The organism is Alteromonas sp. ALT199 (genome assembly GCF_018619335.1).
Lineage (GTDB): Bacteria > Pseudomonadota > Gammaproteobacteria > Enterobacterales > Alteromonadaceae > Alteromonas.
Window position 1 is genome coordinate 45,311 of record NZ_JAHHDX010000132.1, and the last position, 23,050, is coordinate 68,360.

Sequence of the window (23,050 nt, forward strand, 5' to 3'; positions counted from 1 at the left end):
TCTATCGCCCTAAATATTGGGAGACAAACACATGATTGAGTCAATACTGCGTTTGTCTATTGAGCGTCGAGGTTTAATGTTGATGCTAATTTTTCTTGGGCTGGGAATGGGGCTATTCAGTTACCAAAAATTACCTATTGATGCGGTACCTGATATCACCAACGTGCAAGTGCAAATCAATACACAAGCACCGGGTTATTCGCCCTTGGAAACCGAGCAACGGATCACGTTTGTAGTAGAAACAGCATTGGCGGGATTGCCTGAACTATCCTACACCCGCTCTTTATCCCGCTATGGGCTATCTCAGGTAACAGCAGTATTTGATGAAGGCACTGATCTATATTTTGCGCGTAATCTCATCAATACGCGACTAGGAGCAATCAAAAGTCAGCTACCTGAAGGTTTAGAGCCAGAAATGGGTCCTATCGCTACGGGATTGGGCGAAATCTATATGTATACCTTACGAGCTGATCAAAGTGCCGTGCAAAAAAATGGTGAGCCATATGACGCAATGGCTCTTAGGGAAATTCATGACTGGATAGTAAAACCTCAGCTTGCACTCGTTAAAGGGATCACAGAAGTAAACGCCATTGGTGGTTACGTAAAGCAATATCATGTGAATCCTGAACCACAGAAAATGCTAAATTTTGACATTAGTCTAGGAGATATCCATCTTGCTCTGGAGCGAAGCAACGCGAATCAGGGAGCGGGGTTTGTTGAGCGCAATGGACAACAAATATTGGTGCGCTCACAAGGTCAGCTCCAGACACTTAGCGATATAGAAAATGTGGTAATAAAACGCATTAATACTGTCCCCGTTGCGGTGAAAGACATTGGTAGTGTAGCTATTGGCAAAGAGCTGAGAACCGGTGCGGCAACACAGGAAGGTGAAGAGACCGTTTTAGGTACCGCAATGATGCTTGTCGGCGAAAACTCACGAGCCGTTGCCCAATCAGTTGCCAAGAAGGTGAAAGACATCCAATCCAGCTTACCTGATGGTATTGTCATTGAGCCAGTCTACGACCGCACCCTACTGGTCGATAAAGCTATCGACACGGTTCAGAAGAATTTAGTAGAAGGGGCGTTATTAGTCATAGTGATTTTGTTCATATTACTTGGCAATATTCGCGCCGCGCTCATCACTGCGGCAGTTATTCCGCTAGCGATGTTGGCGACCATCACAGGGATGGTTAATACCGGTGTGTCTGCCAATCTGATGAGCCTTGGTGCATTGGATTTTGGATTAATTGTCGATGGTGCGGTAATCATCGTAGAGAACTGTATCCGGCGACTATCCGAGTCACAGAAACGAACAAATGGTGTTCTGCAACTTAAAGAAAGGCTTGAGCTGGTTTTTCAAGCGACCAACGAAGTCATTCGTCCTAGCTTGTTCGGTGTATTGATTATTACTGTGGTGTATATCCCCCTGTTCTCATTGACAGGCGTTGAGGGCAAGATGTTTCAGCCAATGGCGGCAACGGTCATCATGGCGCTGATAGCAGCGATGCTGTTCTCCATTACCATTGTACCAGCGGCAGTCGCGATGTTCATGGGCGGAAAAGTCAGTGAAAAAGAAAGCTTCATTATTGTTGCAGCCAAATCCGCCTATCGCCCCATCATTCATATTGCACTGAAATTGCGCTGGATAGTGATTGTCGGCTCAGTCGTGCTAGTAGTAGGCAGCTTATGGCTGGCAACGCGACTAGGCTCTGAGTTTGTTCCCCAGCTTGATGAAGGTGACATTGCGCTACACGCTATGCGTATTCCTGGCACTGGTATAGAACAAGCCGTCGCCATGCAAAAGACGCTTGAATCTACCTTGATGGAATATGAGCAGGTACTCACAGTGTTTGCGAAAACCGGTACAGCAGAAGTAGCTACCGATGCGATGCCGCCCAACGTAACCGATACCTTTGTGATGCTAAAACCACGTGCGCAGTGGCCAGATCCAACTTTGTCAAAAGCGGATTTCGTAGAAACCCTTGAGCGAGACTTACAAGCGGTGACAGGCAACAACTATGAATTTACCCAACCTATTCAAATGCGCTTTAACGAGTTGATAAGTGGAGTGAGAGCTGATCTTGGCATTAAAGTCTTTGGAGATGATTTAACCACGCTTGTTGCCTCTGCAAACGACATCTTAACGGTTTTGCAATCAATAGACGGCGTGGCGGATGCACGACTTGAGCAGGTCGATGATATCCCTATCTTCACTATCAATCCTAAGCCAGTCGAGTTGGCACGTTATGGGTTGGACGTCGCCGACTTGCAGGAGTGGTTGGCGTCGGCCATCGGGGGTAATACCGCTGGCTTAATTTTTGAGGGAGATAGACGATTCGAGTTGCTTGTGCGATTTGATGAAGGTATTCGCACCGATTTAGATGCTATTGGCAGCACTCCTATTATTACATCCGATGGGGAATTTGTACCGTTATCAGAAGTCGCTACACTGAGTTACTCGTCTGTTCCCAATCAAATCAGTCGAGAAAACGGTAAGCGCAGAGTCGTGGTTACCGCCAATGTCAGAGAACGCGACTTAGGGAGTTTTGTTGACGAAGCAAAAATCAAAATAACCGAACAGGTTGCACTGCCCGCAGGCTACTGGCTGGATTATGGTGGCACGTTTGAGCAACTTGAAAGTGCCAGTCAGCGACTGTCTATCGTGGTGCCTGCCACGCTATTTCTAATACTTGTGTTACTAGTGGTGGTGTTTGGCTCATTTCGTGATGCCTTGATCATCTTCACTGGCGTGCCTTTAGCCTTAACGGGAGGTGTCTTCGCGCTCTGGATGCGTGACATGCCACTGTCTATATCTGCCGGAGTCGGGTTTATTGCGCTCTCTGGTATTGCGGTACTAAACGGCTTAGTGATGTTGTCATTTATTAAACAGCGAGTACTAGAAACAGGTGACTTAATTAACTCGATCGTTGACGGGGCTATCACAAGATTGCGTCCGGTTTTGATGACGGCACTGGTAGCAAGTTTAGGCTTTATTCCCATGGCACTTAATATCGGAACGGGGGCTGAAGTGCAAAGACCGTTGGCAACGGTAGTGATTGGCGGGATCATCTCATCGACCATTCTAACATTGGTCGTTTTGCCTATTTTGTATCGGGTAATGCATTCGAAATCAACGAAAGTGTGATTGTTAAGCACCGTATTTAAGAAGATACGGTGCTTTTCGTCTTAAAATTCAAAATAATTGAAAATGATCACTGGATAGTGTGTCCACCAATAAGGAACTGATTGTCCAGAATGCTACGATTGCCACTATTTCAATCAAGGTGGAATGAAGATCCGCGAATGACATAAACATCTTCGGCAGGTTTAACGCTCGTCTGTCCACTTAGGTTCACATCTGCCTTCCAGAGAACTTCTTTTAAACGGCTGCAATTGGTAAAATGCAGAATCTCATGAATTAATACCTGAACGTCCGCTCCTTGTCTAATGCCGACTGTCAGGGCAAGTCGAGACCTTTAAATCAAAGTGTCAGATTAGATATGAGCCACTACACATTAGATTGGGAAGAAATGGCTCGGGTCGACATTAATATCTAACGGGGCATTATGGTCGCCCTTATAGATTTCGTCGGGGAAAATTACGATTCGCCATTCGTCTTGTCCAATGAATGGTTCTTCCGGCGACTTCCGCAAGCAATTAGGGTCGAACGAATGAATGCTTTCTGCTTGATCTCCTTCGCCGATCTTAAATATGCCCCCTTGGCCCTCTTTTATGCGTGACTTGGAGATTGCAGTGTGTTGGTAACTAACTTGACCATAACGATAACCTCGGACATTAATCTTTTGAGACACTTGATACAAGACCTCTACGGCTAATTTTGAGAGGCATTTAATTCCGAAAGTATGCCCCCCGAATCCACTTATGATGTCCTCTCGTATGCCTACCCCGTGGAGTGACATTATGTAATGAGGGGGGAGCTGAGTTCCAATAAGACCATTTCCTTTCGTAATTAACCTCAAACCTTTGAACTGTATTATTTGTTCCGCCTTAGTCCCGCTGATTCCTTCAATAGCGTCTTGTCGTTCCTTGTTTTCGAGGGTTTGATAGTATTGGTTGCTCCTGAGCCAAATGCTGCCTTCTTCAATACTCGCCTTATATACCTTTTCGTCAACAGTTCTAAAAATCATAGGTTGACCAAAGTCTGTGTCGATATGTGCCATTGTGTTACCACTCCCTGATAGTCGAAAATAAAGCACTCCGCCAGACTACAACCTTTCTGAACCATCAGCATTAACTATTAAATAGTTTTCTATGGGTTTAGTTGAAAAAAACTCGTAAAATAGTGTACTTTAAAACTGAGACGGCCGCTTCTGACCATTTTCAGTCTCGGCAGCGGCTGTTTTAGACTCCAATGAGCGAGAAGCGGATGAAAATCGCTAGCGGATTAAATATAGGTTAATGGTCCATAGCGGACCCTCTAAACGCATACTTGAATCCACGTTAATTTATTTCTTCCGGAATTACGGTTAATTCTCTATAGTAAATTGCTATGCGTAAAAAGGACGAATAGAGCTATGGCGAATAATTGGAATATTCCAGCAGAGATAGAAAAGGAAGTCCGCGAACGTGATAAGTCATGTGTTTATTGCGGTAACGAGTTTCTATCACACAAAGAATCTGCAAAAGCTTCTGCAAGCTGGGAACACATCATCAATGATGCTTCAATAATCACCAGAGAAAATATATGTCTTTGTTGTCGTGGCTGCAATGCAAGCAAAGGTCAAAAACAGCTTTCGGTTTGGCTTCAAACTAAATACTGCGTTGAGCGTGGCATTACCCGAGAAACTGTGGCACCAATTATTAAACAAGCGATTGCAAACGGGCAATAATATCGTGAATATCAAAGCCAGCGACATTCGCCAGCAAGTTGGTTGGACTCGCGACTTCGGTGCTCGTCTGTGTTGGTGGGGAGGAAGATCTCTTTATCAAAATTTTTAGTTCTAAAGTGAGTTGGTAGACTTTACCGAAGTCTCCGCTCCTGACCATTTTCAGTCTCAGTAGTGGCTGTTTTAGACTCCAATGAGTGAATAGCGGAAGAATACAGCTAGCGGTTTAGATAAAGGTTAATTGCCCAGAACGGATCTTTTATACTCATAATTGAGTCCCATCAAATTGGCTGACATTAAACAGATATATTTATTCCGGAACTACGGTGAATTCTCTATAATTAGATATTATGTGTATTTCGCTACATTCACCCCGTGCCATGAAAGAGATTCTGATGACTGATCATGTCGGTTCTTGTCTATGTGGTACCGTCAAATTTGAGGTTAAAGGTGACTTCAATGGCTTTTACCTATGCCATTGTCAGCATTGCCAGAAAGATACAGGCTCGGCTCATGCAGCAAACCTATTCTCACAGTCAGCGAAATTGGTCTGGCGGTCAGGTGCAGATGCTGTGACGTCCTTTACGCTTCCAGGCACTCGTCATAACAAAAGCTTTTGTAAGTTGTGTGGCTCAGCATTGCCGAACACTCAGATCCCAGACTTGCTCGTCATTCCCGCAGGATGCTTAGACACAGAAATCTCAATCGTGCCAACAGCGCACATCTTTTCATCCAGCAAAGCTGTGTGGGATGAGGGGTTAGAGGACCTGCCAAAATTCGAGGGTCTGCCAGATTGAGTAACCACCACATAACCAGTGGCTGCTGGCGGACGCACCTACGCTAATCTCCGGCACATCGCAAAGCCAAGCGTTGATACCCGCTTTTGCAAATTTATTTTCCCAAAGTGAGTTTGGTGGTCTTTATGGAAATGACCGCTTTTGACCAAAGTCCGAAGTAAAGATTACATCATTTAACGTCTGCTTTGTCTTAAGCCGTCATTGAGAAAGCAATGAACTGGTTTGCGAAATCGTTCATTTTACAGACTTAGGTTGGTCCGGAAGTCCACGTGCTTTTCTTTTTTCTGCCAAGTTAATTTCTGCAAGAATATCAACAGCTTTCGCTCTGGCAGCCAATTGTACTTCTGGCTTAGTCTTCTTACGAAGTTCATTTAATGATTTAGCCATCATATCCTCCTTGGCCCTTATCGGCCCTTAAGTTTAAAAGAAGTATCTATTCTAATCCCATTTGGGCGATCATCGGATACTCGTAATATTACCTAAAGTTTCTGTGCATTTTTTGAACGCACAAAGTTCAAGTTAGCTTACTTCTGAGCTAGGTAAGTTATGATTCGTTGCCTATTTGTTTCTTGATTAATTCGATAGCCGCTAGCTTATTCTGATATTGAGAACGATATGACGTACTTTGAACGGTAATATCGAATTCAGCATACCTTGCTTCAACACCCACCTCGGCGCTGGCGATAACGCTTCTTGGGGACTTGATGATTTTGAATTCGATGTCGTTGATATCAACACATCCTGCCTGCTGAAACGATTTACCCATCATATTCTTGAACCTTATTAAATTTAGATACACATCACGGTTTACACTCCCCCCTAACTCACGCGCAGGGAGCCAGCGCTTGGCGATATAGCATTTCATAGCGGTCACATAAGCGTCGGTATTCAGGAGGTTCGATACCCAATACGTCGATACTCGGGGTTGGAATACCTGTACGCTTGTCGATATCGATGTAGAAGACATGAAAGGCTGACTGTTCACTACTTAGCGCGTTGAGCTCTCTGAGCAACTTTATAAACAAGAATACATAGCGGGCATCAATGGTGGCTTGGCATGAAAGTGTAAGAAACTCGTGTTGTCCGACGAATAGGGTGAGGGAATGTTTGTCGAATGTCATGGGCTTATCCTGATGCTGTTTATTTATACAGTATGGCATGAATTTCAGCGTGTTCAATCTGTTTATGTATTTTGAACGGATTTACAGGCTCAAGCCTCGTTTTGGGCAAGCTTCGCTTGGACATCCAGTATGCTTGTTTTTTTGGTATTTTATTTGTGCTTTTGATGTAATCCTCATGTTTTATGATGAAAGAGAACAAGGTGATTTCAATAGATATAGGCCGCTGCGATTATATTTTTACGACTCACCTATATATAGTAGTAGGACCCTTTTTTTGGCTTTTACAGTTAGAAATTTGAGTTATTTTCAAAGTGTGACGGTCGTCACAAAAATGCGAGCCGTGAGGGGGGCTGAATATCTCTTTTCTGCTGGTTTTTTGAATATATTCAAAAGCTCGTGTTTTTTGCGTCGCGTACATGCTTTTTTCTTCATTTTGAAAGAAAAAAGAGGAAGAGGTGCGTGTTGAGGAAAGCAACTGGGTGTTGCTGAGCCGGAAGGCTCAGGACAAAGGGCAAAATGTGTTACGTGCCTCGGTCGTCACTATTTGCATTCCCGTGCTGTTTGATTGGCAAGTAATTGGGCAATCGCTTCAAGAATAATAGCGGCATCGGCAACGTTGTTTGTCAATACACCGTCATCACCATAGAAGTAACAAACATTCCCATTTCGACCAATGACACACGCGGCAAGTGCGTCGTCCAAAAGGTGCTGGCACACCTTCGCGTTACTATCATCGTTATTCATAGTCTTTCCTTGTTGTGCTGATAGCTATACGGCTATCGAGTAAACTGATGCGTTAGCGTTAGAATAGCGTGCGCTGAATTTCATCAAATAGCGCCACTTCACCAAGGAAATGGTTGGCTCGCTGTTTGATAAGTTCAATGAGTTGGGTCAGGCAGTGATTTTTCCGTCGCGAGAATTTCGCGTCGCGACACAGCGATAATGACGCAGTTTTAATGCACGCCGTAGCGACTCCTAAAAGCACGTTCTTTAGCTGTTCTGGGGTAATGCCCACTTCCTCTGCAAAGCACAGCAGGTGATAGGCAGTGATTGCCTCAATATCGAATTCATCGCCGATGGCCATTGCTAATGACGTATCGAGCTTCGGATCACCTTTTGCTTCGAAGATAATAGAGACGAGGTCGTAAAAGGGGGCCAGGTGAATGCCCGATGGGTCGACATAAAAGCTAATGTTCTTTGCATGGGCGTCACTGTTGCCAATGACAAGGTTAAAGCAGACCCATGCCAACAATTGCTCTATCGCATCCTCAGACTGGCAACGCTCACGGACAAAGCCGAAGAGCTGAGACAAATTTGCACCGTCACGGCAATGAGCAACGTCTTTATGTGAGCCATAAAGTCGCTCATATTTGTGCTCTGGCGGCAGGTTGAGTGCTTGGCAGCCGTCGATGATGTGACGCTTGCTGACAGTCCCGTCTTCACTCACATCCCTGTCAAAGCGCTTCACGAGTAAAGTGTCAGGCAAACGCTTCGTGCGCGTTAATCTACGGAATTCAACCTTCGCGACAGGCAGGCCAATTGCTTCAGCCATCAGCATGCAAAAGAGCTCATTGAGTACGATGGAATAAGCAGGTGGCATGAACTTCAGAATGTGAGTGGATGGAAGTGCGCTCGTCCCAAGCTGATAGGTGTTCTCGGGTGTCAGGTATACGTTGAGTTTCTTCTGTACCCCTGCAACGTTGAGGCGAAACAAGCCGTCGAAAATAACGACATTCGTCCCCTGAGAAATCCGCAGACCAAGCTCTTGCTCAGACAGCTCTCGCACCTCTGGCTCAATAGTATCGGGATACTGAAAATGTAAGATGCCTGCACTTTCTGACGCGATATGCTTGAGAAGGCCTCCAAGATTGTGGCGTGAGAGGGAGTAGTTATTGAGTAAACACTCCAGTGCAGAGCCTTCGGGTAACAGGTTATTTAAGAAGCGACAAAGACTTTTGGTATCAACTGGCTTGTCCAATGGGAGGTGGGGGGAGATGGCATAGCCGCTTTTTAACCAGCACTGGTCATAGCGAAATGTAAATTTCATCTCAGAGGTTATCATCAGACTCCCCACCTTTTGCGACTCGGCAAACACCTCGAACTGATTTGATGGGTGCTGGGATGTATTTAGCATGTTGGTGCTCAAACTGATGAATTGGTCACTAACACGTTACCAATGAGTTTTTTGTCTGTAAACCTTTTATTTATCATGTGGTTACGCGTTATGGTTAGTGTCATTTTGATACTAACCTATGACAATTTTTCAGAGATTTTTATGAATTGTTGTCGTGAATTTCTTTTGCTTTTTTAGAGGGAAAAGTGGGGCAGATTTTAGCGGATAGTTTATGTAGGTAGATGATTTTACATAGGAAGTACCACCACTTGGGAGTGGGTGCTGTTGGCGCTAGCCACGACAAAAAAGAGATAAAAAAATCTGAATTTTAAGGAAAAAAGCTACTGAAGGAAAAAATACTTAAAAATTACGATTTTTAAAAAAATACATTAATATCATGAAGTTACGTGTCAAGTTGATATAGCGGAAAATCGCTTAAAAGATAAGTTTATACGGCTAAAATTGACTGATTTTAAAACTCTCATATATTATGTAAGTTTCTGAATTATAACATAAAAATTCAATGACTTGCAGTCTTGAAAAACACTTTTTTTGCTGTATGGTGCGTGTTTTTTATACAGGGTGCGCAGCATGAAACACATTATCGTCACAGCGAGTTACGACGACATTAAAAAGCTGAATGCATGGAAGCGCGACTATCAACAGACCGGGCTTTTTAAGCCTTTTGTTACAGTAAGAGATGTCAACAGGGTCGGGCGAAGACATTGGTCTCGCTGTCCCGTTCAAGAGCTTGAGACGCATGAGCTGTCAGACGGTGAATATCGTGCATATAGAAAGCTAATGATGTCCAAGCATTGCATAGAAGTGCTAGAACAATATCCGCTTGATATCGATGAGACTCTCGATATCGCTGTTGCGATGAATCTTATTCATCCACGCGATTATAAGTCTAATATCGCGCACGTGATGACGACAGATTTTCTTGCTAAATATCGCTCTGCAACGGGAGAGAACTATCGCATTGCTTATACATTTAAGTACTTTGACGTGATTTATGAAGAAGATGAGTTGGGGAATATCTCTCGTAAAAATGAGCGGACATGGCAGAAATTTGAAATTGAAAGACAGTATTGGCAGCGCAGAAAAGTCGGCTATCAAGTGCTCACTGAGCGAGATGCGACGAAAGCAGAATCGTGGAATTACAATTACTTTGAGCGAGGGCTTGGGACAAAAGCGACTTCATCTGAATTAGAAGCATTTTGCCTAGACTTTATCGAGAGTTGGTTAGCATCGCCCAGGGCTGAATTGCAAGAGCATTTACAGCGAATTTCAACAACTAACAACGAGAGTTTTCAGCGTGTGCAAAGCTTGTTTCAGAGCGCTTGCCAGAGAAGCCTATTGCCCATCGATACGACTAAATATGTTCGCTTATTTCGTCCTGTAGGGCTGACGATATGATTTATGCGGGACAACATATTGTCGATGATAAAAAGCGTGTGAAGCTACTGGTCTGTCACGTTGATTTGGCGTTAAAAACGGCCGCGGTAACGGATTTGGTGCGAATAGAGGGGGCAGAGAATATACCTAAGCCAGCGCTGATGAAGTTTTCAGCGTTGTACGCCGTATTACGAAGCCCAAGTGCAACGTCGGCGCAGTATGAGTTCGATGCAGAACTGTCTTTAAGCGATGATGCAATTACGCAGCTAGGCAAACAAAATTGGCTCAAGAAGCGTGACAAGAAATACACGTTAATCGCGCCTCTTACAACAGAAGTTATGATACGCCAATACTTATATCGAGATGGTATTGCAGAAGACGTCAGGCAGTTAATTGACACTAATCGGCAGCTAGCAATTCCTGGAGCATGGAGTACAAAAGGTGCTTATTACCATGCACTGAATCGCTTTATCGTCTTCGGATGTACGCGGAATGCTTTACTCCCCGTCAAGCTGAAAAATGTTGGCAAGAATACACATTTGCCAGCAAAAATTGGTGACAAGAACATTAAACGTGGTCGAGGCGGTGCTGATAATCGTTTCAGTCGCTCTAAATCCATGGGCGTGACTGAGCAGCATAAAGCGCAGATGCGTGCGACCATTGCGTTCATGAAATCCAAAGATGGAAAAATTCAATACCCAAAGTTTGCGATTTATAAAGCGATTGAATTATATCAGTACAATTTTGAGTCGACTGTTATCGAGCGAACTGTCGATAATGTAACAACTGAAACACGCATTCCGTTTGACGAGGAACACTCGCTCTCAGAAGCCCAGTTGAGGTATCACTACAAACAAATCCTTGATAAAACTGAGTATTTGAAAATCCGGTATGGTCACATCGCTTATGAAAAAGATCATGCTGACAGACAGGGGAGCTCACACGACGGCGTACTAGGGGCAACATTTCGCTATGAAGTTGACGCTACCGTTTTAGATAAATATATACGCTATCCATTTGATAATACTGGCCAATACTCGATGGGGAGACCTGTCCTTTACATTGTTATTGACGTGTTTTCTACGGCGATTGTCGGAATGTACGTAGGATTTGATGGCCCTAATTGGGCCGGGGCAAGTCAGGCTCTAGTGAATGCATGCAGTGATAAAGTGGCGTTTGCTGCACAATTTGGCGTGACGATTACTGAAGATGAGTGGCCATGCCACCACGTTCCAGTGGAAATCACCGTTGATAACGGCAGAGAATATCCCGATGGTCTTATTGAGTCAGTGCTTCGCACCGAAATCGGCGTGCGAGGGTTTAACTTTACGGCAGTATTCAGAGGTGATGCCAAAGCCGTGGTTGAGAAAAAGTTTGATGTCTTAAATAAAGGCTCACTTCATTTTTCACCGGGAGCTATCCCAGAAGCCCCGCAGCGTGGGGAGCAGCATCCATCTAACCAAGCGCTTCTCGACTATGATTCGCTCGTTGCTGAGCTTATCCATACGATCGTCTTGCACAATAACTCCGCAGACAGACTGCATCGACTAGATATAAACGCTATCCGAGCGGGTATTGATATCACGCCGATCTCGCTCTTTAAGCATAGTTTGACTCAAGAAATGAATGGCGGCCGGGATGCAAAAAAAGAAGAGCAAGGACGTCTACAGTGGGCTTTCTTGCCTGAAGAGACTGCGTCAGTTCGGAGCGATGGCATTTATTTTGATGGTCTTGTTTATTATTCAGATTACGCGAAAAAAGCTGGATGGTTCACAAAAGCAAAACATCATGGCGCGTTCAAAATTCCTGTAAAGCGTTGGCGGCAATGGACGACGCACCTGTGGCATAAAACACTGGATGGTCAGTATGTTTGTTTCAATTTGAAAAATGTTAACGATGAAAGTCCTTTCATCGATCAACATTGGGAACCGGTGCTTCATCTGCTGGAGCAGTTCAAAGATAAACGTCATGAAAACAGGCTTAATCTGAAGAAACTGCGCATTGCGAAACAGCAGTATTCTCAAGAGCTCATACGCTTAAATCAGCAAATTATTGCAAGTGCTCCAGACAATACTCGTGTGAGCATGAGTCCTCGAATTAAAGAATTACAGCGTCAATACGCCGCTGTTCAACATGTAAAGCATGCGTTGGAAATCCACGAGCAACTTGCCAATGAAAACAGCACTGCGTCACTTCTCCCGAATTTCGGATATGACGACATTGATAACGAATTATTTGGAGATTAATCACGATGATTGAAGACGCACAATACGCTCCACACCTTGATATCAACTTGAACAATAATCCGCTATCGGAAGCATTGAGAGTTGAGCTTTATACATCGACTTTATTGGAAAAACTTACCGTCAATGCGGATGTCATGGCTAATTTCTGGGAATTACCACTATTTTATCAAACGACACAGCTACGCCAGTTGACAGAGATACATATTCCCGCGTCGCAGACCTACTTTCTCTATAACAAAATAATGAGCCTGATTTTATTTGGCTATGTAAAACGAAATCCATTTTCTGCGCAAATGCGTGGGCTTGGCGACAAGATTGCTGCGGCGATGCGTGCAGGAAAATACTATGGGTTTAGTAGCGAAAGTACATATACAGCGCCCAGCGCATTAGTCCACGGTGAGTCGGGGACGGGGAAGACGACGGTGATACGTCGGACTTTGAAGCAAATACCGCAAACTATTCAACATAATAGCTATCGAGGGAAACATTTCACAAAGAAGCAGATTGTCTGGTTGTCATTTGATTTACCGCCGAATGGTTCACCAAAAGCAATGGTTAATAACTTTATTAGAGCGGTTGATAAAGCGTTGGAAAATGACTTCGAAGAAAGTTATGCCAAGCAGTGGGTAGATGGCAATGGAAAGTATTCGGTAGATAAGCTGATGGCGGTGATGCAAAACATCGCGATGCAACACTGTGTTGGGTTGGTACATATTGATGAACTGCAATTTATGCTTGGTTATCATAAAGTTAAAGATAGTCCATCACTTCAAGTCTTAGAGGCATTGTTCAATAAAATAAGTATTCCACTACTACTAAGTTCGACTACTCGAGGTGTGGAAATTTTTAATACCCTCAAAGCAGATGATCATCGGTTGGGACACGACATTACTATTGTAAGGCGAATGCTCAATGACAGAGAGTTTCGCCTGAGTCCCTATCCTCTAGAGTCAAAATCGTTTGAACGGTTATTTGATGCTTTATTTCCTCCAGGAATCATTCTCAACGATGACACGGAACAGCGTGATGTGTTCACCAAGCAGTTTCACAAGTTGTCATGCGGTTTGCCTGCGATCATGACACGCCTTGCTCATCAGTTTCATGAGACGCTAGTAAATATCCTTCAGCAGCCTGAAAATCGTCATAAATATACGACGTCATTCGATGTGGAGCTGCTCAATAAAGTCTTTAAGAATCAGTTTCATTTAATTGAACCTGCGTTGGTTGCCCTTCGTGCAGGAAACGCGGCAACATACGAGTCAAAAGTACGAGACAATGATGTAAAGAAGGCCGTTTATTCAAATGCCGAAGTGCAAGCGTTAGAGAAAGCCAAACGGACACAATTGTCTCCTCAGCCGAAAGTACTAAAGTTTGATGATGCTCCGCAGGAAGGAATAGGACTGATTGAGTCAGCTTTTCTGAAGGATAAGCAAAAATGATTAGTTCACCTTCACTGCCATATCTGTTGCCTAATGAGCACCTAATAAGCGGTTTGGTACGTTGGTTTAATCATACCGGGTTGAATGAATTTCGGAGAACCTGTAGTCCGTATTTTCAAAATATATCGACCCTCTCGCCAATGGCGGCCTGGCGTCCGCTTTATAGTGAGATCGCACAGATATACCGGCATACCTTGAGCCCCCAGCAATTACTGAGTCAGCACTCATTGTTGAATTATTACTATCCGTTTTTTCTTACTAAGGAGCGAGCAATTGCAGATGAACAATTATTGCTGAATCACCTCGATATAAAAATCCAACCAGGTTTACAAAAACATCTACGGCATGCTCACCATTGGCGATGGTGCTCTCAATGTGTTTCAGATGATGTAAGCCAGTTCGGTGGACCGTATTGGCATACTTATCATCAAATTCCGACGATGCTGCATTGTTATCGTCATGGCGAAGTTTTACTGGCAGGTTGTGAAAGCTGTGGCTTCAGATTTACATCATTTGATACCCATTGGTTACCACCAGACGATAGCCAATGCCCCGTCTGCCAGACTGAACTTAAAGGGCAATGTATACCGCTAACAGGCACTGTACGCTGGCTTGAATCGGTGAGTTATGCGCTTCAGAGGGAAAAGTCGGAGATTACGCGAGAGAAGTTTTTGTCGTGGATACACGACAAACTTGGGTTTCACACATTACCTTCAATTTATAGCCTGGCTTTGCGAAAGAAACTGAGTCGTTTACGACTCGAATTCACTGACAGCCTGGATGACGAACTGCTTTCTTTGTATTTTCGAGAAGAGCCATCGAGGCTAAGAGGCGCGACCCAAAAGCTATTAAATATCATTTGGGTTGCTTACAGGGGGACATCTGTACCGCCTATAAGTCTATTACTTATGCTTAGGCACCTCGGACTCGAACATCAATTAACCTGTATGCTCACTGAACAGTAAGGAGAATATGATGACATGGAATGTCAGAGATTTTTGTCCAGAGATTCTGCCAAAAGAAACGGTCTATAGCTGGGTAGCTCGCTGGTTGGAGGCGATACCTGTTCCTAACATCGATGAAGCTGCAACTGTGTTAATTGGTTCATCAAGTAAACAATGGGATGCAAGCTTGCCCAGTTTTTTACCTGAACTGTGTGCGTTTTCAGGAATGACAATTGAATCGCTTATAAACCAACACACGCTCATCCCTTACTACCGTCACTTTTGTAGGCCGGAAACATTTAAAAACATACTTATTGATATAAGCGTCGGCGATACGTCGTCCAGTTACAGTAAGTTATCGCTGGTAGCGGGAAGAGTGATTGACTCCCCAACGTTAAATTATTGTCCAGAGTGTGCCAAAAAGGATATTCAAGAAATGGGAATAGCCTATTGGCATATTGAGCATCAATTACCTGGCGTCAGTGTTTGTAATCATCATAGTCTGCATCTACATCGAGTTAAAAGACAAAGAGGCGTACTTGTAAAGCCGCCACAATTTGAGTGTGGAATCACCAGCCATAAAGCGAATCACGTTGCTCATAAACTGGCGATAATGAGTTCAGTATTATTAAGTGAGCCAATTGGGTTCGTACATGGTGAACCCATGGCCCAGCTTTATGTTGCGCGACTGCAGGAAATTGGAATGGCAACTGGACGTCACCACATAAAGCAGCGATTATTAAGTCGTGCTTTACGCGCTTACTGGCAACCAATATCTAAAGAGCCCTTAGTAAAACAAATTTTTTCGTTGGGAAACGGCACTGCATTTCCTCAAACGTTGTTTTATCACAGTGACAATTCCTTCCATCCGCTAAAACATCTTCTCATGATTGGCTTTCTTTTTGATTCTGTTGGTACTTGTTTGAACTACTCAAGGCCGCAATTAACAACGGAGAAAGAAAGCGATAATCAGCAAACGCAATCAAGTTTGAGGAAGGAAAAAAAGGCGTTGGCTGCGCTAGAAGGAGGAAGTAGCTTGCGTGCAGCAAGTCGTGTAAGTGGTTTGAGCGTAATAAAAGTTAAGCAATTGGCGTTGGCTAATAAATACTATGTCGACAGACGAGAAAGTAAGTTGTTTGCCTGCGAGAGGTTGAAAATTGTTCAAGCGCTTGCTGAGGGAAAGTCTACTCAGACTATTGCTAAAGCGATGACGTGTTCTGTTGGGGCGGTCGAGCAGCTATTGACTCAGCATCCGGAATTAAAACTAAAGCGTGAAAAATTGCGTTATCGACGGAAAAAAGCATTTGCCAGGGCACATCTCATTATGGCCATAAAGTCTTTAGAGAATAATCGGCTCACGCGAAATGAACTCAAAGCGTTAGTTGGCGGAACTTATGCTTGGCTGTACAAGCACGACAAAGAGTGGCTATACGCCAGATTGCCTACTAGACGAGCTTATTGTTACTGGCCCCGCAAAACTTTTTGTTAAGCTAGTTAGGGCTTGGTTCGCAGTTCTGAAAGCTTATCTCAAGTATGGCGTCATTAAGTCAAATCAGTTAGTTTAAGTTATAGTAAGAATTCGATGTTTCTTTAACATCATAAACCATACGTTATGGTAGCCAATTTTAAAGGTTTTCTACATGGAAGTTGTTTACATTATTGTCGTTATATTTGTTATTTGGCTAATAGTTAAGCCCAAAAAAGAAACGAAAAAAATAAAACCTGATGCTAGATACAATAAGAAAATAATTGGGGAAAAAAAAGGAAGCAATAAATCGGTAATTAACGAAAGTGAAGTTGTAGTGAGGATCCCCGTTTCTGGTAAAGAAATGGGTGTAGATCTCGAAGAAAAAAGAGATGTTGACTGTATCGTCGAAGCTGAAAAAGAAAGTACTCAAAATATTATTGATGATATAGCTAAATCCAGTCTTGAGAACAGAGTCAATACCGACTTGACCGGGCGCAATGACAGGGAAAACACAGCAAGAGACAAGGAAATAACTAGAAGCAACTCGGGCCCTATAGAAACTTCTAAAATTCCAGCTACCCCTAAAAAGGCTTTGGAAAGTTTGGCTTCTCGACTTGATAGTCAATCCCAATACTCTACTTCAAGAGTTGAGCATGCATCTAGTTCATCTTCCTCCGATGATGGTCTCGCCTCGTTTAATATTTTTGAAAGCTCAAACCCCCAAAGCGATTTAGTCAAAGTAGGAAAAAAGGGGACGTGGATTGGTAAGTACCAGGAGGTTAAGGTACTCGGTCGTACGCTAAGAGGTTTTCTGTATGTTGGGGAACGCATGGAATCAATGCGTGGTTATATGCAAGAGCCTGCGTTAGTAAATGGTTCCTTACCTGCCGCAAAGCCATTAATTCCCCCGACAAATTTTTACACTGATGATTCGCTAGGTTACTGGCCCAGCTATGATTCACTTTCACGGGAATGCAGATGGTCGTACCTTGACTGGTTAGCTTCAGATAGAAGTGCAGAAAATACCCCTATTGGGTTTGTTTTTTTATATTTTTATGGCTTTGAAAGGTTTTTCCTGGAGAATAGTAAAGATACAAATACTGAAGTTATTCATTTTGAGCATATTTTTGAGGAAGTTCTTCGACTTAATAGGGTCTTTGGGTTTAACCGCTCATTTGCTGGTTACTCTGCAAACTTCCTTGAATTAATGTATTTGGTTAAACCTGACCTATTTGAAAGTGAAAAACATAAGCTGCCTAAAACACGACACTCATTACTTTTCAAATTACGTTTAGCAGAGCAAGTTGTTTCAACAGAAAAAGTTGATGAAGGATTAGCGCTTGAATGGATTAAAAATACAGAACAATACAGTTTAAGAACCGCAGCAAGACGGTGCGATGTTGAATTTGACTCCCTATTTAAGGTTTATTTTAAACAGAAATTTCCTGAAGGAATGCCTGTTAAACCTAACAAGACTAAATTAAATGCAGAGTATCATGCTGCCAGTGGTGGTATACCTTCGGTTAAAATTCATTTGGAGAGTTTACCCGATCCTAGCATTCTAAAGGGACCGGTCAACAAGCTCATACCACTTGCAGATAAAGCTACTGAAGAATTGGCTAGTTACAGTCGATATTTAGGTAAAGCTGATACAACTAAAGATGACTTAGCAGCATTAATGTTACTTCCTGGTGCCATCGCGAATAGTCAGCCATCCCCACTAGTCGAATCATTTAAAGCTTGGGCGCAGACAATCATTTCTGAAAATGAGGGGGTGACAGATGTTGCTGAGTTTTGGTTACAAACAGGATTACCGAAACCAAAAGCCATTAACAAAAAAGAAAGTGAATTGATTTGTAGTCTGGCAAACTTTGCGAATGTTGGGATTGCCCCTGATTTAAGGTATCACCACGCGAAACTTAAGTTAGATGGGAAAATCGTGTTGTTTACACCAGGTCATGAAAACGGTTTTATTCCCAGTCATACATTTAACCAAGTCGGTGTGGCTCTTCGGTTAGGGGCGATGGTTGCCAGTATAGATGGTTTTGTTGATGAATCAGAAAGCACTGAGTTACAGAAGCTTATTGCGCATGATGAAAAGCTAACAGATACAGAAAAGCGCTCTTTACAAGCATATTTGACATGGCGCTTAGCAACACCTTCCGACAATACAGGTTTGAAAAATCGACTTAGTAGCCTGGGTACAAAGGAGATCGAGTTTGTTAAGCGGTTTATTATTTCTATAGCACTCGCTGATGGCAATGTTGATAACAAAGAAGTAAAACAGATCGAGAAACTCTATACGAATTTAGGGTTGGACAAAGATACTGTATCGAGTGATATACACCAACTAACTACGAGTAATCATCAATCAGTTTCCGGACGCGAAAATTCATCCGAATTTTCCATTGATGAAGCTATCTTAGCGCTTCATGAGAGTCAAACGACAGAGGCGAAAAGTATGCTAGAGGAGATATTTACCTCTGAAGAAGATGATGAAAGTGAAAGTTTAGAACTTGCTGAATCTTCAAATGATATTAATGGATTAGATCAAGCTCATAGCCAGCTTTATGAAAAGCTATGTACTCAAGCACAATGGAGCCGTAATGAAGTGGCTAGAATATGCGGTGATCTTAATCTTATGATTGATGGTGCAATCGAAACCATTAATGATTGGGCGTTTGATTTAGTCGATGCGCCAGTGATTGAAGATGATAGCGAAATATACATCGATGAAGAAATAGTTGGAGAAATAAGGGAGTTATAGCAATGGCAGCCAAAAAAATTAGAGCTAAAGAGCGAGATGCTATTATTCAGTCGCTTAAATCCGGTGTTACGCCAAAAGTAGGAATACAGCACATACAGGTCGGCAGAGGCAACGAGTTAAAAGCTCTGATTGCGGATATAGATCGGGTTACTGAAGGTGGCTCAGCTTTTCGTTTAATTATTGGTGAATATGGTTCCGGTAAAACTTTCTTTTTAAGTGTTGTCAGGGCTATAGCTTTGGAGCGAAAACTGGTAACTGTGAATGCTGATTTATCTCCGGATAGACGTATTCATGCATCATCTGGACAAGCCAGGAATTTATACTCTGAGCTCATGCGGAATATGTCCACTCGTAATAAGCCTGACGGTAATGCTTTAACGAGCGTAGTAGAAAAGTTCATTACTGAAGCGCGAAAAGAAGCTGATAATAACGGTAAAGATATCACAACTGTAATTCAAGGAAGGTTATCTTCATTGTCAGAGCTAGTGGGAGGATACGACTTCTCTAAAGTGATTGAAGCTTACTGGACTGGACATGAAACAGACAATGAGACGCTAAAAAACAATGCAGTAAAATGGTTGAGAGCCGAATATGCAACTAAGACCGATGCACGCAAAGATCTTGGGATTAGGAGTATTATTTCTGATGCATCGTTTTATGATTCTTTAAAGCTAATGAGCCTATTCGTGAGGCAAGCAGGCTACGAGGGTTTATTGGTTAACCTCGATGAAATGGTAAATTTATACAAACTCAATAGTACTCAAGCGCGAGTGTCGAACTATGAACAGATCTTAAGAATATTAAATGACTGTTTGCAGGGATCTGCGGAGTATCTGGGCTTTTTACTCGGGGGAACACCTGAGTTCTTACTTGACCCAAGAAAAGGCTTATATAGTTATGAAGCACTGCAATCACGCCTAGCTGGTAATACATTTGCAAAACAAGCTGGTGTTATTGATTATTCTTCGCCTGCGCTACATTTAGCTAGCTTGACGCCTGAAGAGTTATTTATTCTTCTGAAAAATCTGAGACATGTTTATGCGTCTGGCGATGAAACACAGTATTTAGGCCTGATGAATCCCTTAAGGCATTTTTAGTACATTGCAGTAAAACAATTGGTGATGCTTATTTCAGAACTCCAAGAAATACCATAAAAGCTTTTTTAGATATGCTCGCAGTAATAGATCAAAACCCAAGTATTTCGTGGGATAGCTTGATTTCGAAAGTTGATATTGTGGAAGAAAAACCATCGGATGTTGAGCTTGATATCGAATCAGAAGAAGATGGACTAGCTGATTTCAAATTATGATAGATGCACACGAGAAGCTGGATTTTCGTGTACAGCAGTGGATTTTTAAGCAGGGCTGGGATCGCCTACGAGAAATTCAATGCCTAGCGATTGATCCTATCTTGACCGGTTGCACTGATGTGCTCATTAGTGCTTCTACAGCAGCAGGCAAAACGGAAGCGTTTTTTTTACCTGCGATAAGTACTATTGTAGATAATAAGCAGGGCGTTGGGATCTTATATATAAGTCCCTTGAAAGCACTAATAAACGATCAAGATAGAAGACTTGAAGGTCTAGCAGATTTACTAGATCTTCAAGTTACGCCTTGGCACGGTGATAGTGCTCAAGGTCGCAAATCAAAGCTTAAACGAAATCCCTCAGGAATTGTTTTAATAACACCTGAGTCATTAGAGTCACTATTAATACGGGATAGTGGTTGGGTTAAATCTGCTTTTCAAAATTTAAAACATATTGTAATTGACGAATTTCACGCATTCATAGGGACTGAACGTGGTCATCATTTGTTGAGTTTACTTCACCGATTAGAGCATTTGCTTGGTCGCCTAAAAACTCCTATACCCAGAACTGCATTAAGTGCCACTCTTGGTGAATTAGAGACCGTACCTCTCTCTCTTAGGCCAAATAAATCATTACCATGCAAAATAATTAAGCAAACCCAATCTTCGGCTTCGCTAAAAATGCAGGTCAAGGGCTACATTGAGGCTAATACAGCAGTAGGTGATGCCGTGCGAGCTGAGCAGCTTGTCTGTAATGATTTATACGAACTTTGCCGAGGTGGTAACCATCTAGTCTTTGCGAATAGCAGAAGTCGTACTGAAATCCTTGCAGCAGTATTAGCCGATATGTGTGAGAGTAACGCTGTACCAAATGAGTTTTTTCCTCATCATGGTTCCCTTTCAAAGGAAATGAGAGAAACATTAGAAGCTCGGCTACAGCAGGAAAGGCTCCCAACTACTGCAATTTGTACCATGACCTTGGAGCTTGGTATTGATATTGGGAAAGTTAACTCAGTTGTGCAAGTTACAGCGCCTCATTCGATAGCTAGTTTGAGGCAAAGAATGGGGCGGTCAGGAAGACGCGGTGGTGCAAGTATTCTAAGGATGCTGATTACCGAGAACGAACTGACAGAGCAATCCAGTATTGTAGATAAGTTACGTCTGGAGCTAGTTCAGTCATTAGCGATGGTCAGACTATTAGTTGCTAGTAAGTGGTATGAACCGGCTGACTCCTCATTATTGCATTTCTCGACACTTCTGCATCAAATATTAGCATTAACCGCCCAGTGGGGAGGAATAAGAGCTGACCAAATATATAGTTTGCTGTGTAAGGACGGCCCGTTCCAGCATGTTACCGTCGCTCATTTTAAATGCTTATTGTCCCATATGGGCAATACGGAATTAATTACTCAGTTAGGTAGTGGAGAGCTAGTTTTAGGGCATGCTGGCGAAAAAATAACGAATCATTATAGCTTTTACGCCGTATTTAAAACACCTGAAGAATTTAGAATTGTTTCAGGCAGCAAAACGCTAGGAACACTTCCTGTAGATAGCTTGATATTAGAAGGTCAACATATCGTTTTTGCTGGAAGAAGGTGGGTGGTTGAATTGGTTGATGTGGAAAAAAAGGTAATATTAGTCAACCGCGCTAAAGGAGGCCAGCCACCTAAATTTGGCGGCGCTGGAATGGCGATTCATGATGTGGTTCGACAAGAAATGTTTAAAATACTGTGTGAGGGCGACTACAAAATAAAGGTTGGCGAACACCGAATAGAGTTTGCGGATGAAACTGCACAGTCATTGTTTCAGGAAGCGGCTAAATTTTTCCAAACAGCTAACCTTGCAAAAACTAATTTTATTCAGCAAGGTAATAGAACGGTGATCCTCACGTGGGCTGGCGATAAAATTGTAAACACTATCGTTGCTGTACTGATCAGCAAGGGTTTTGCTGCTGGAGCATTTGCAGGAATCATCGAAATTGAAAAGGCCGATGCGCAAGATGTAATCGATGCACTTAAGAGTTTCCAGACTGATGGCACAATATCTGCGGACCAGTTAGCTAAGTCAATTCCTGAAAAGGCGATCGATAAATTTGATGAGTATCTACCGGAAAATTTACTTATAACTGGGTATGCCGCGAGAGCCTTCGATATTGAAAGCGCTAAGATAAGAACAAAAGCTTTGCTACAAGGTTTACGCTGGAAAAATTATGAGTAGGGCGATCCACCTATTGCTAAATAAATTCGCGTTGGATAGTTAGTCACAAACTTAATTTAATCTGATGCCGGAAATTTAAAGAATAGACTGCAAGATAGTCACAAATTTCATTAGGAATTCGTTATAAAATTGAATTTTGAAATCAATCTTATCAGTCACAAACTTAATTACACGTTATCAGTTGGTTTAGCAGCGCTGTTGCTAGAGCCTTATTGATTTGAAAGGCGAACCTGTTGGTTCGCCTTTTTTGTGTTTTTATACCATTTTTATATTAAAGATAGGAGCGCTTCTTGGAAGTAGTAAAAGTGGCTTTATTTCTTGTCAAAAACTGGAAGGGTTAAATCAATATAAGTTCATTCTAAAGTATCAATAACATTAAATACTTGAC

At 42.7% G+C, this 23,050-nt stretch carries 18 protein-coding genes and 1 pseudogene; 13 read left to right on the forward strand and 6 right to left on the reverse strand.

Features of this window, described 5'->3' with window-relative positions; genetic code table 11:
* Positions 1 to 31 precede the first annotated feature (31 nt).
* Positions 32 to 3,145: an efflux RND transporter permease subunit gene (locus tag KL866_RS14670; RefSeq protein WP_214995700.1), complete on the forward strand. Its 3,114-nt coding sequence runs from the start codon at positions 32 to 34 to the stop codon at positions 3,143 to 3,145.
* Between the two features lie 370 nt (positions 3,146 to 3,515).
* Here KL866_RS14670 and KL866_RS14675 read toward each other — a convergent pair whose 3' ends face one another.
* A complete protein-coding gene (locus KL866_RS14675) occupies positions 3,516 to 4,181 on the reverse strand; it encodes a hypothetical protein (protein WP_214995701.1) in 666 nt (221 codons plus the stop codon).
* Between the two features lie 354 nt (positions 4,182 to 4,535).
* Here KL866_RS14675 and KL866_RS14680 point away from each other — a divergent pair, with 354 nt between their 5' ends.
* Positions 4,536 to 4,850, forward strand: coding sequence for an HNH endonuclease (locus KL866_RS14680; RefSeq protein ID WP_214995703.1), 315 nt, complete (start codon positions 4,536 to 4,538; stop codon positions 4,848 to 4,850).
* 392 nt (positions 4,851 to 5,242) lie between these two features.
* Complete coding sequence (locus KL866_RS14685) at positions 5,243 to 5,644, forward strand: GFA family protein (RefSeq protein WP_073322687.1); 402 nt, start codon at positions 5,243 to 5,245, stop codon at positions 5,642 to 5,644.
* A 234-nt stretch (positions 5,645 to 5,878) separates the two neighbouring features.
* Here KL866_RS14685 and KL866_RS14690 read toward each other — a convergent pair whose 3' ends face one another.
* The 5 genes from KL866_RS14690 to KL866_RS14710 all read right to left on the reverse strand — a co-directional run bounded on the left by KL866_RS14690 (position 5,879) and on the right by KL866_RS14710 (position 8,899).
* Entirely contained in the window at positions 5,879 to 6,031 is a 153-nt protein-coding gene (locus tag KL866_RS14690; RefSeq protein ID WP_214995705.1) for a hypothetical protein, read from the reverse strand.
* A 157-nt stretch (positions 6,032 to 6,188) separates the two neighbouring features.
* Positions 6,189 to 6,413: a hypothetical protein gene (locus KL866_RS14695; RefSeq protein WP_214995707.1), complete on the reverse strand. Its 225-nt coding sequence runs from the start codon at positions 6,411 to 6,413 to the stop codon at positions 6,189 to 6,191.
* Between the two features lie 55 nt (positions 6,414 to 6,468).
* On the reverse strand, positions 6,469 to 6,765 hold the full coding sequence (locus tag KL866_RS14700) for a hypothetical protein (RefSeq protein ID WP_214995709.1): 297 nt from the start codon (positions 6,763 to 6,765) through the stop codon (positions 6,469 to 6,471).
* 540 nt (positions 6,766 to 7,305) lie between these two features.
* Positions 7,306 to 7,509, reverse strand: coding sequence for a hypothetical protein (locus KL866_RS14705; protein ID WP_214995711.1), 204 nt, complete (start codon positions 7,507 to 7,509; stop codon positions 7,306 to 7,308).
* Positions 7,510 to 7,567: 58 nt separating this feature from the next.
* The gene (locus KL866_RS14710) at positions 7,568 to 8,899 is read right to left on the reverse strand and encodes a HipA domain-containing protein (protein ID WP_285801336.1); all 1,332 of its coding nucleotides are present in this window, start codon (positions 8,897 to 8,899) and stop codon (positions 7,568 to 7,570) included.
* A gap of 570 nt (positions 8,900 to 9,469) precedes the next feature.
* On the opposite strand from KL866_RS14710, the gene KL866_RS14715 reads away from it, so the two are divergent.
* The 10 genes and pseudogenes from KL866_RS14715 (at position 9,470) to KL866_RS14750 (ending at position 22,662) form a co-directional block, all read left to right on the forward strand.
* A complete protein-coding gene (locus KL866_RS14715) occupies positions 9,470 to 10,297 on the forward strand; it encodes a TnsA endonuclease N-terminal domain-containing protein (protein ID WP_214995714.1) in 828 nt (275 codons plus the stop codon).
* Positions 10,294 to 12,522 (forward strand): Mu transposase C-terminal domain-containing protein, encoded by a 2,229-nt coding sequence (locus KL866_RS14720; protein WP_214995716.1) that lies wholly within the window; start codon positions 10,294 to 10,296, stop codon positions 12,520 to 12,522. Before KL866_RS14715 ends, KL866_RS14720 begins: the two co-directional genes overlap by 4 nt.
* Before the next feature lie 5 nt (positions 12,523 to 12,527).
* Positions 12,528 to 13,961, forward strand: coding sequence for an ATP-binding protein (locus tag KL866_RS14725; protein ID WP_214995717.1), 1,434 nt, complete (start codon positions 12,528 to 12,530; stop codon positions 13,959 to 13,961).
* Positions 13,958 to 14,926, forward strand: a complete 969-nt coding sequence (locus KL866_RS14730) for a TniQ family protein (protein ID WP_214995719.1) — start codon at positions 13,958 to 13,960, stop codon at positions 14,924 to 14,926. Before KL866_RS14725 ends, KL866_RS14730 begins: the two co-directional genes overlap by 4 nt.
* A 7-nt stretch (positions 14,927 to 14,933) precedes the next feature.
* Positions 14,934 to 16,394, forward strand: coding sequence for a TnsD family Tn7-like transposition protein (locus tag KL866_RS14735; RefSeq protein WP_214995720.1), 1,461 nt, complete (start codon positions 14,934 to 14,936; stop codon positions 16,392 to 16,394).
* Between the two features lie 151 nt (positions 16,395 to 16,545).
* Complete coding sequence (locus KL866_RS14740; protein ID WP_214995722.1) at positions 16,546 to 19,140, forward strand: TerB N-terminal domain-containing protein; 2,595 nt, start codon at positions 16,546 to 16,548, stop codon at positions 19,138 to 19,140.
* 2 nt (positions 19,141 to 19,142) lie between these two features.
* Positions 19,143 to 20,237: an ATP-binding protein gene (locus tag KL866_RS14745; RefSeq protein ID WP_251140083.1), complete on the forward strand. Its 1,095-nt coding sequence runs from the start codon at positions 19,143 to 19,145 to the stop codon at positions 20,235 to 20,237.
* A gap of 17 nt (positions 20,238 to 20,254) precedes the next feature.
* Positions 20,255 to 20,305 (forward strand): annotated as a pseudogene (locus tag KL866_RS20660) (hypothetical protein); the annotation flags it as partial.
* Positions 20,306 to 20,308: 3 nt separating this feature from the next.
* Positions 20,309 to 20,449: a hypothetical protein gene (locus tag KL866_RS20355; protein ID WP_251140084.1), complete on the forward strand. Its 141-nt coding sequence runs from the start codon at positions 20,309 to 20,311 to the stop codon at positions 20,447 to 20,449.
* Entirely contained in the window at positions 20,446 to 22,662 is a 2,217-nt protein-coding gene (locus KL866_RS14750) for a DEAD/DEAH box helicase (protein WP_214995724.1), read from the forward strand. The genes KL866_RS20355 and KL866_RS14750 overlap by 4 nt, the downstream gene beginning before the upstream one ends.
* Positions 22,663 to 23,050: the final 388 nt, after the last annotated feature.

Bases quoted from the DNA above. Each gene is read 5' to 3' on its own strand.
- KL866_RS14670 (WP_214995700.1), top strand. From the start codon at position 32: ATGATTGAGTCAATACTGCGTTTGTCTATTGAGCGTCGAGGTTTAATG.
- KL866_RS14675 (WP_214995701.1), bottom strand. From the start codon at position 4,181: ATGGCACATATCGACACAGACTTTGGTCAACCTATGATTTTTAGAACT.
- KL866_RS14680 (WP_214995703.1), top strand. From the start codon at position 4,536: ATGGCGAATAATTGGAATATTCCAGCAGAGATAGAAAAGGAAGTCCGC.
- KL866_RS14685 (WP_073322687.1), top strand. From the start codon at position 5,243: ATGACTGATCATGTCGGTTCTTGTCTATGTGGTACCGTCAAATTTGAG.
- KL866_RS14690 (WP_214995705.1), bottom strand. From the start codon at position 6,031: ATGGCTAAATCATTAAATGAACTTCGTAAGAAGACTAAGCCAGAAGTA.
- KL866_RS14695 (WP_214995707.1), bottom strand. From the start codon at position 6,413: ATGATGGGTAAATCGTTTCAGCAGGCAGGATGTGTTGATATCAACGAC.
- KL866_RS14700 (WP_214995709.1), bottom strand. From the start codon at position 6,765: ATGACATTCGACAAACATTCCCTCACCCTATTCGTCGGACAACACGAG.
- KL866_RS14705 (WP_214995711.1), bottom strand. From the start codon at position 7,509: ATGAATAACGATGATAGTAACGCGAAGGTGTGCCAGCACCTTTTGGAC.
- KL866_RS14710 (WP_285801336.1), bottom strand. From the start codon at position 8,899: ATGCTAAATACATCCCAGCACCCATCAAATCAGTTCGAGGTGTTTGCC.
- KL866_RS14715 (WP_214995714.1), top strand. From the start codon at position 9,470: ATGAAACACATTATCGTCACAGCGAGTTACGACGACATTAAAAAGCTG.
- KL866_RS14720 (WP_214995716.1), top strand. From the start codon at position 10,294: ATGATTTATGCGGGACAACATATTGTCGATGATAAAAAGCGTGTGAAG.
- KL866_RS14725 (WP_214995717.1), top strand. From the start codon at position 12,528: ATGATTGAAGACGCACAATACGCTCCACACCTTGATATCAACTTGAAC.
- KL866_RS14730 (WP_214995719.1), top strand. From the start codon at position 13,958: ATGATTAGTTCACCTTCACTGCCATATCTGTTGCCTAATGAGCACCTA.
- KL866_RS14735 (WP_214995720.1), top strand. From the start codon at position 14,934: ATGATGACATGGAATGTCAGAGATTTTTGTCCAGAGATTCTGCCAAAA.
- KL866_RS14740 (WP_214995722.1), top strand. From the start codon at position 16,546: ATGGAAGTTGTTTACATTATTGTCGTTATATTTGTTATTTGGCTAATA.
- KL866_RS14745 (WP_251140083.1), top strand. From the start codon at position 19,143: ATGGCAGCCAAAAAAATTAGAGCTAAAGAGCGAGATGCTATTATTCAG.
- KL866_RS20355 (WP_251140084.1), top strand. From the start codon at position 20,309: ATGCTCGCAGTAATAGATCAAAACCCAAGTATTTCGTGGGATAGCTTG.
- KL866_RS14750 (WP_214995724.1), top strand. From the start codon at position 20,446: ATGATAGATGCACACGAGAAGCTGGATTTTCGTGTACAGCAGTGGATT.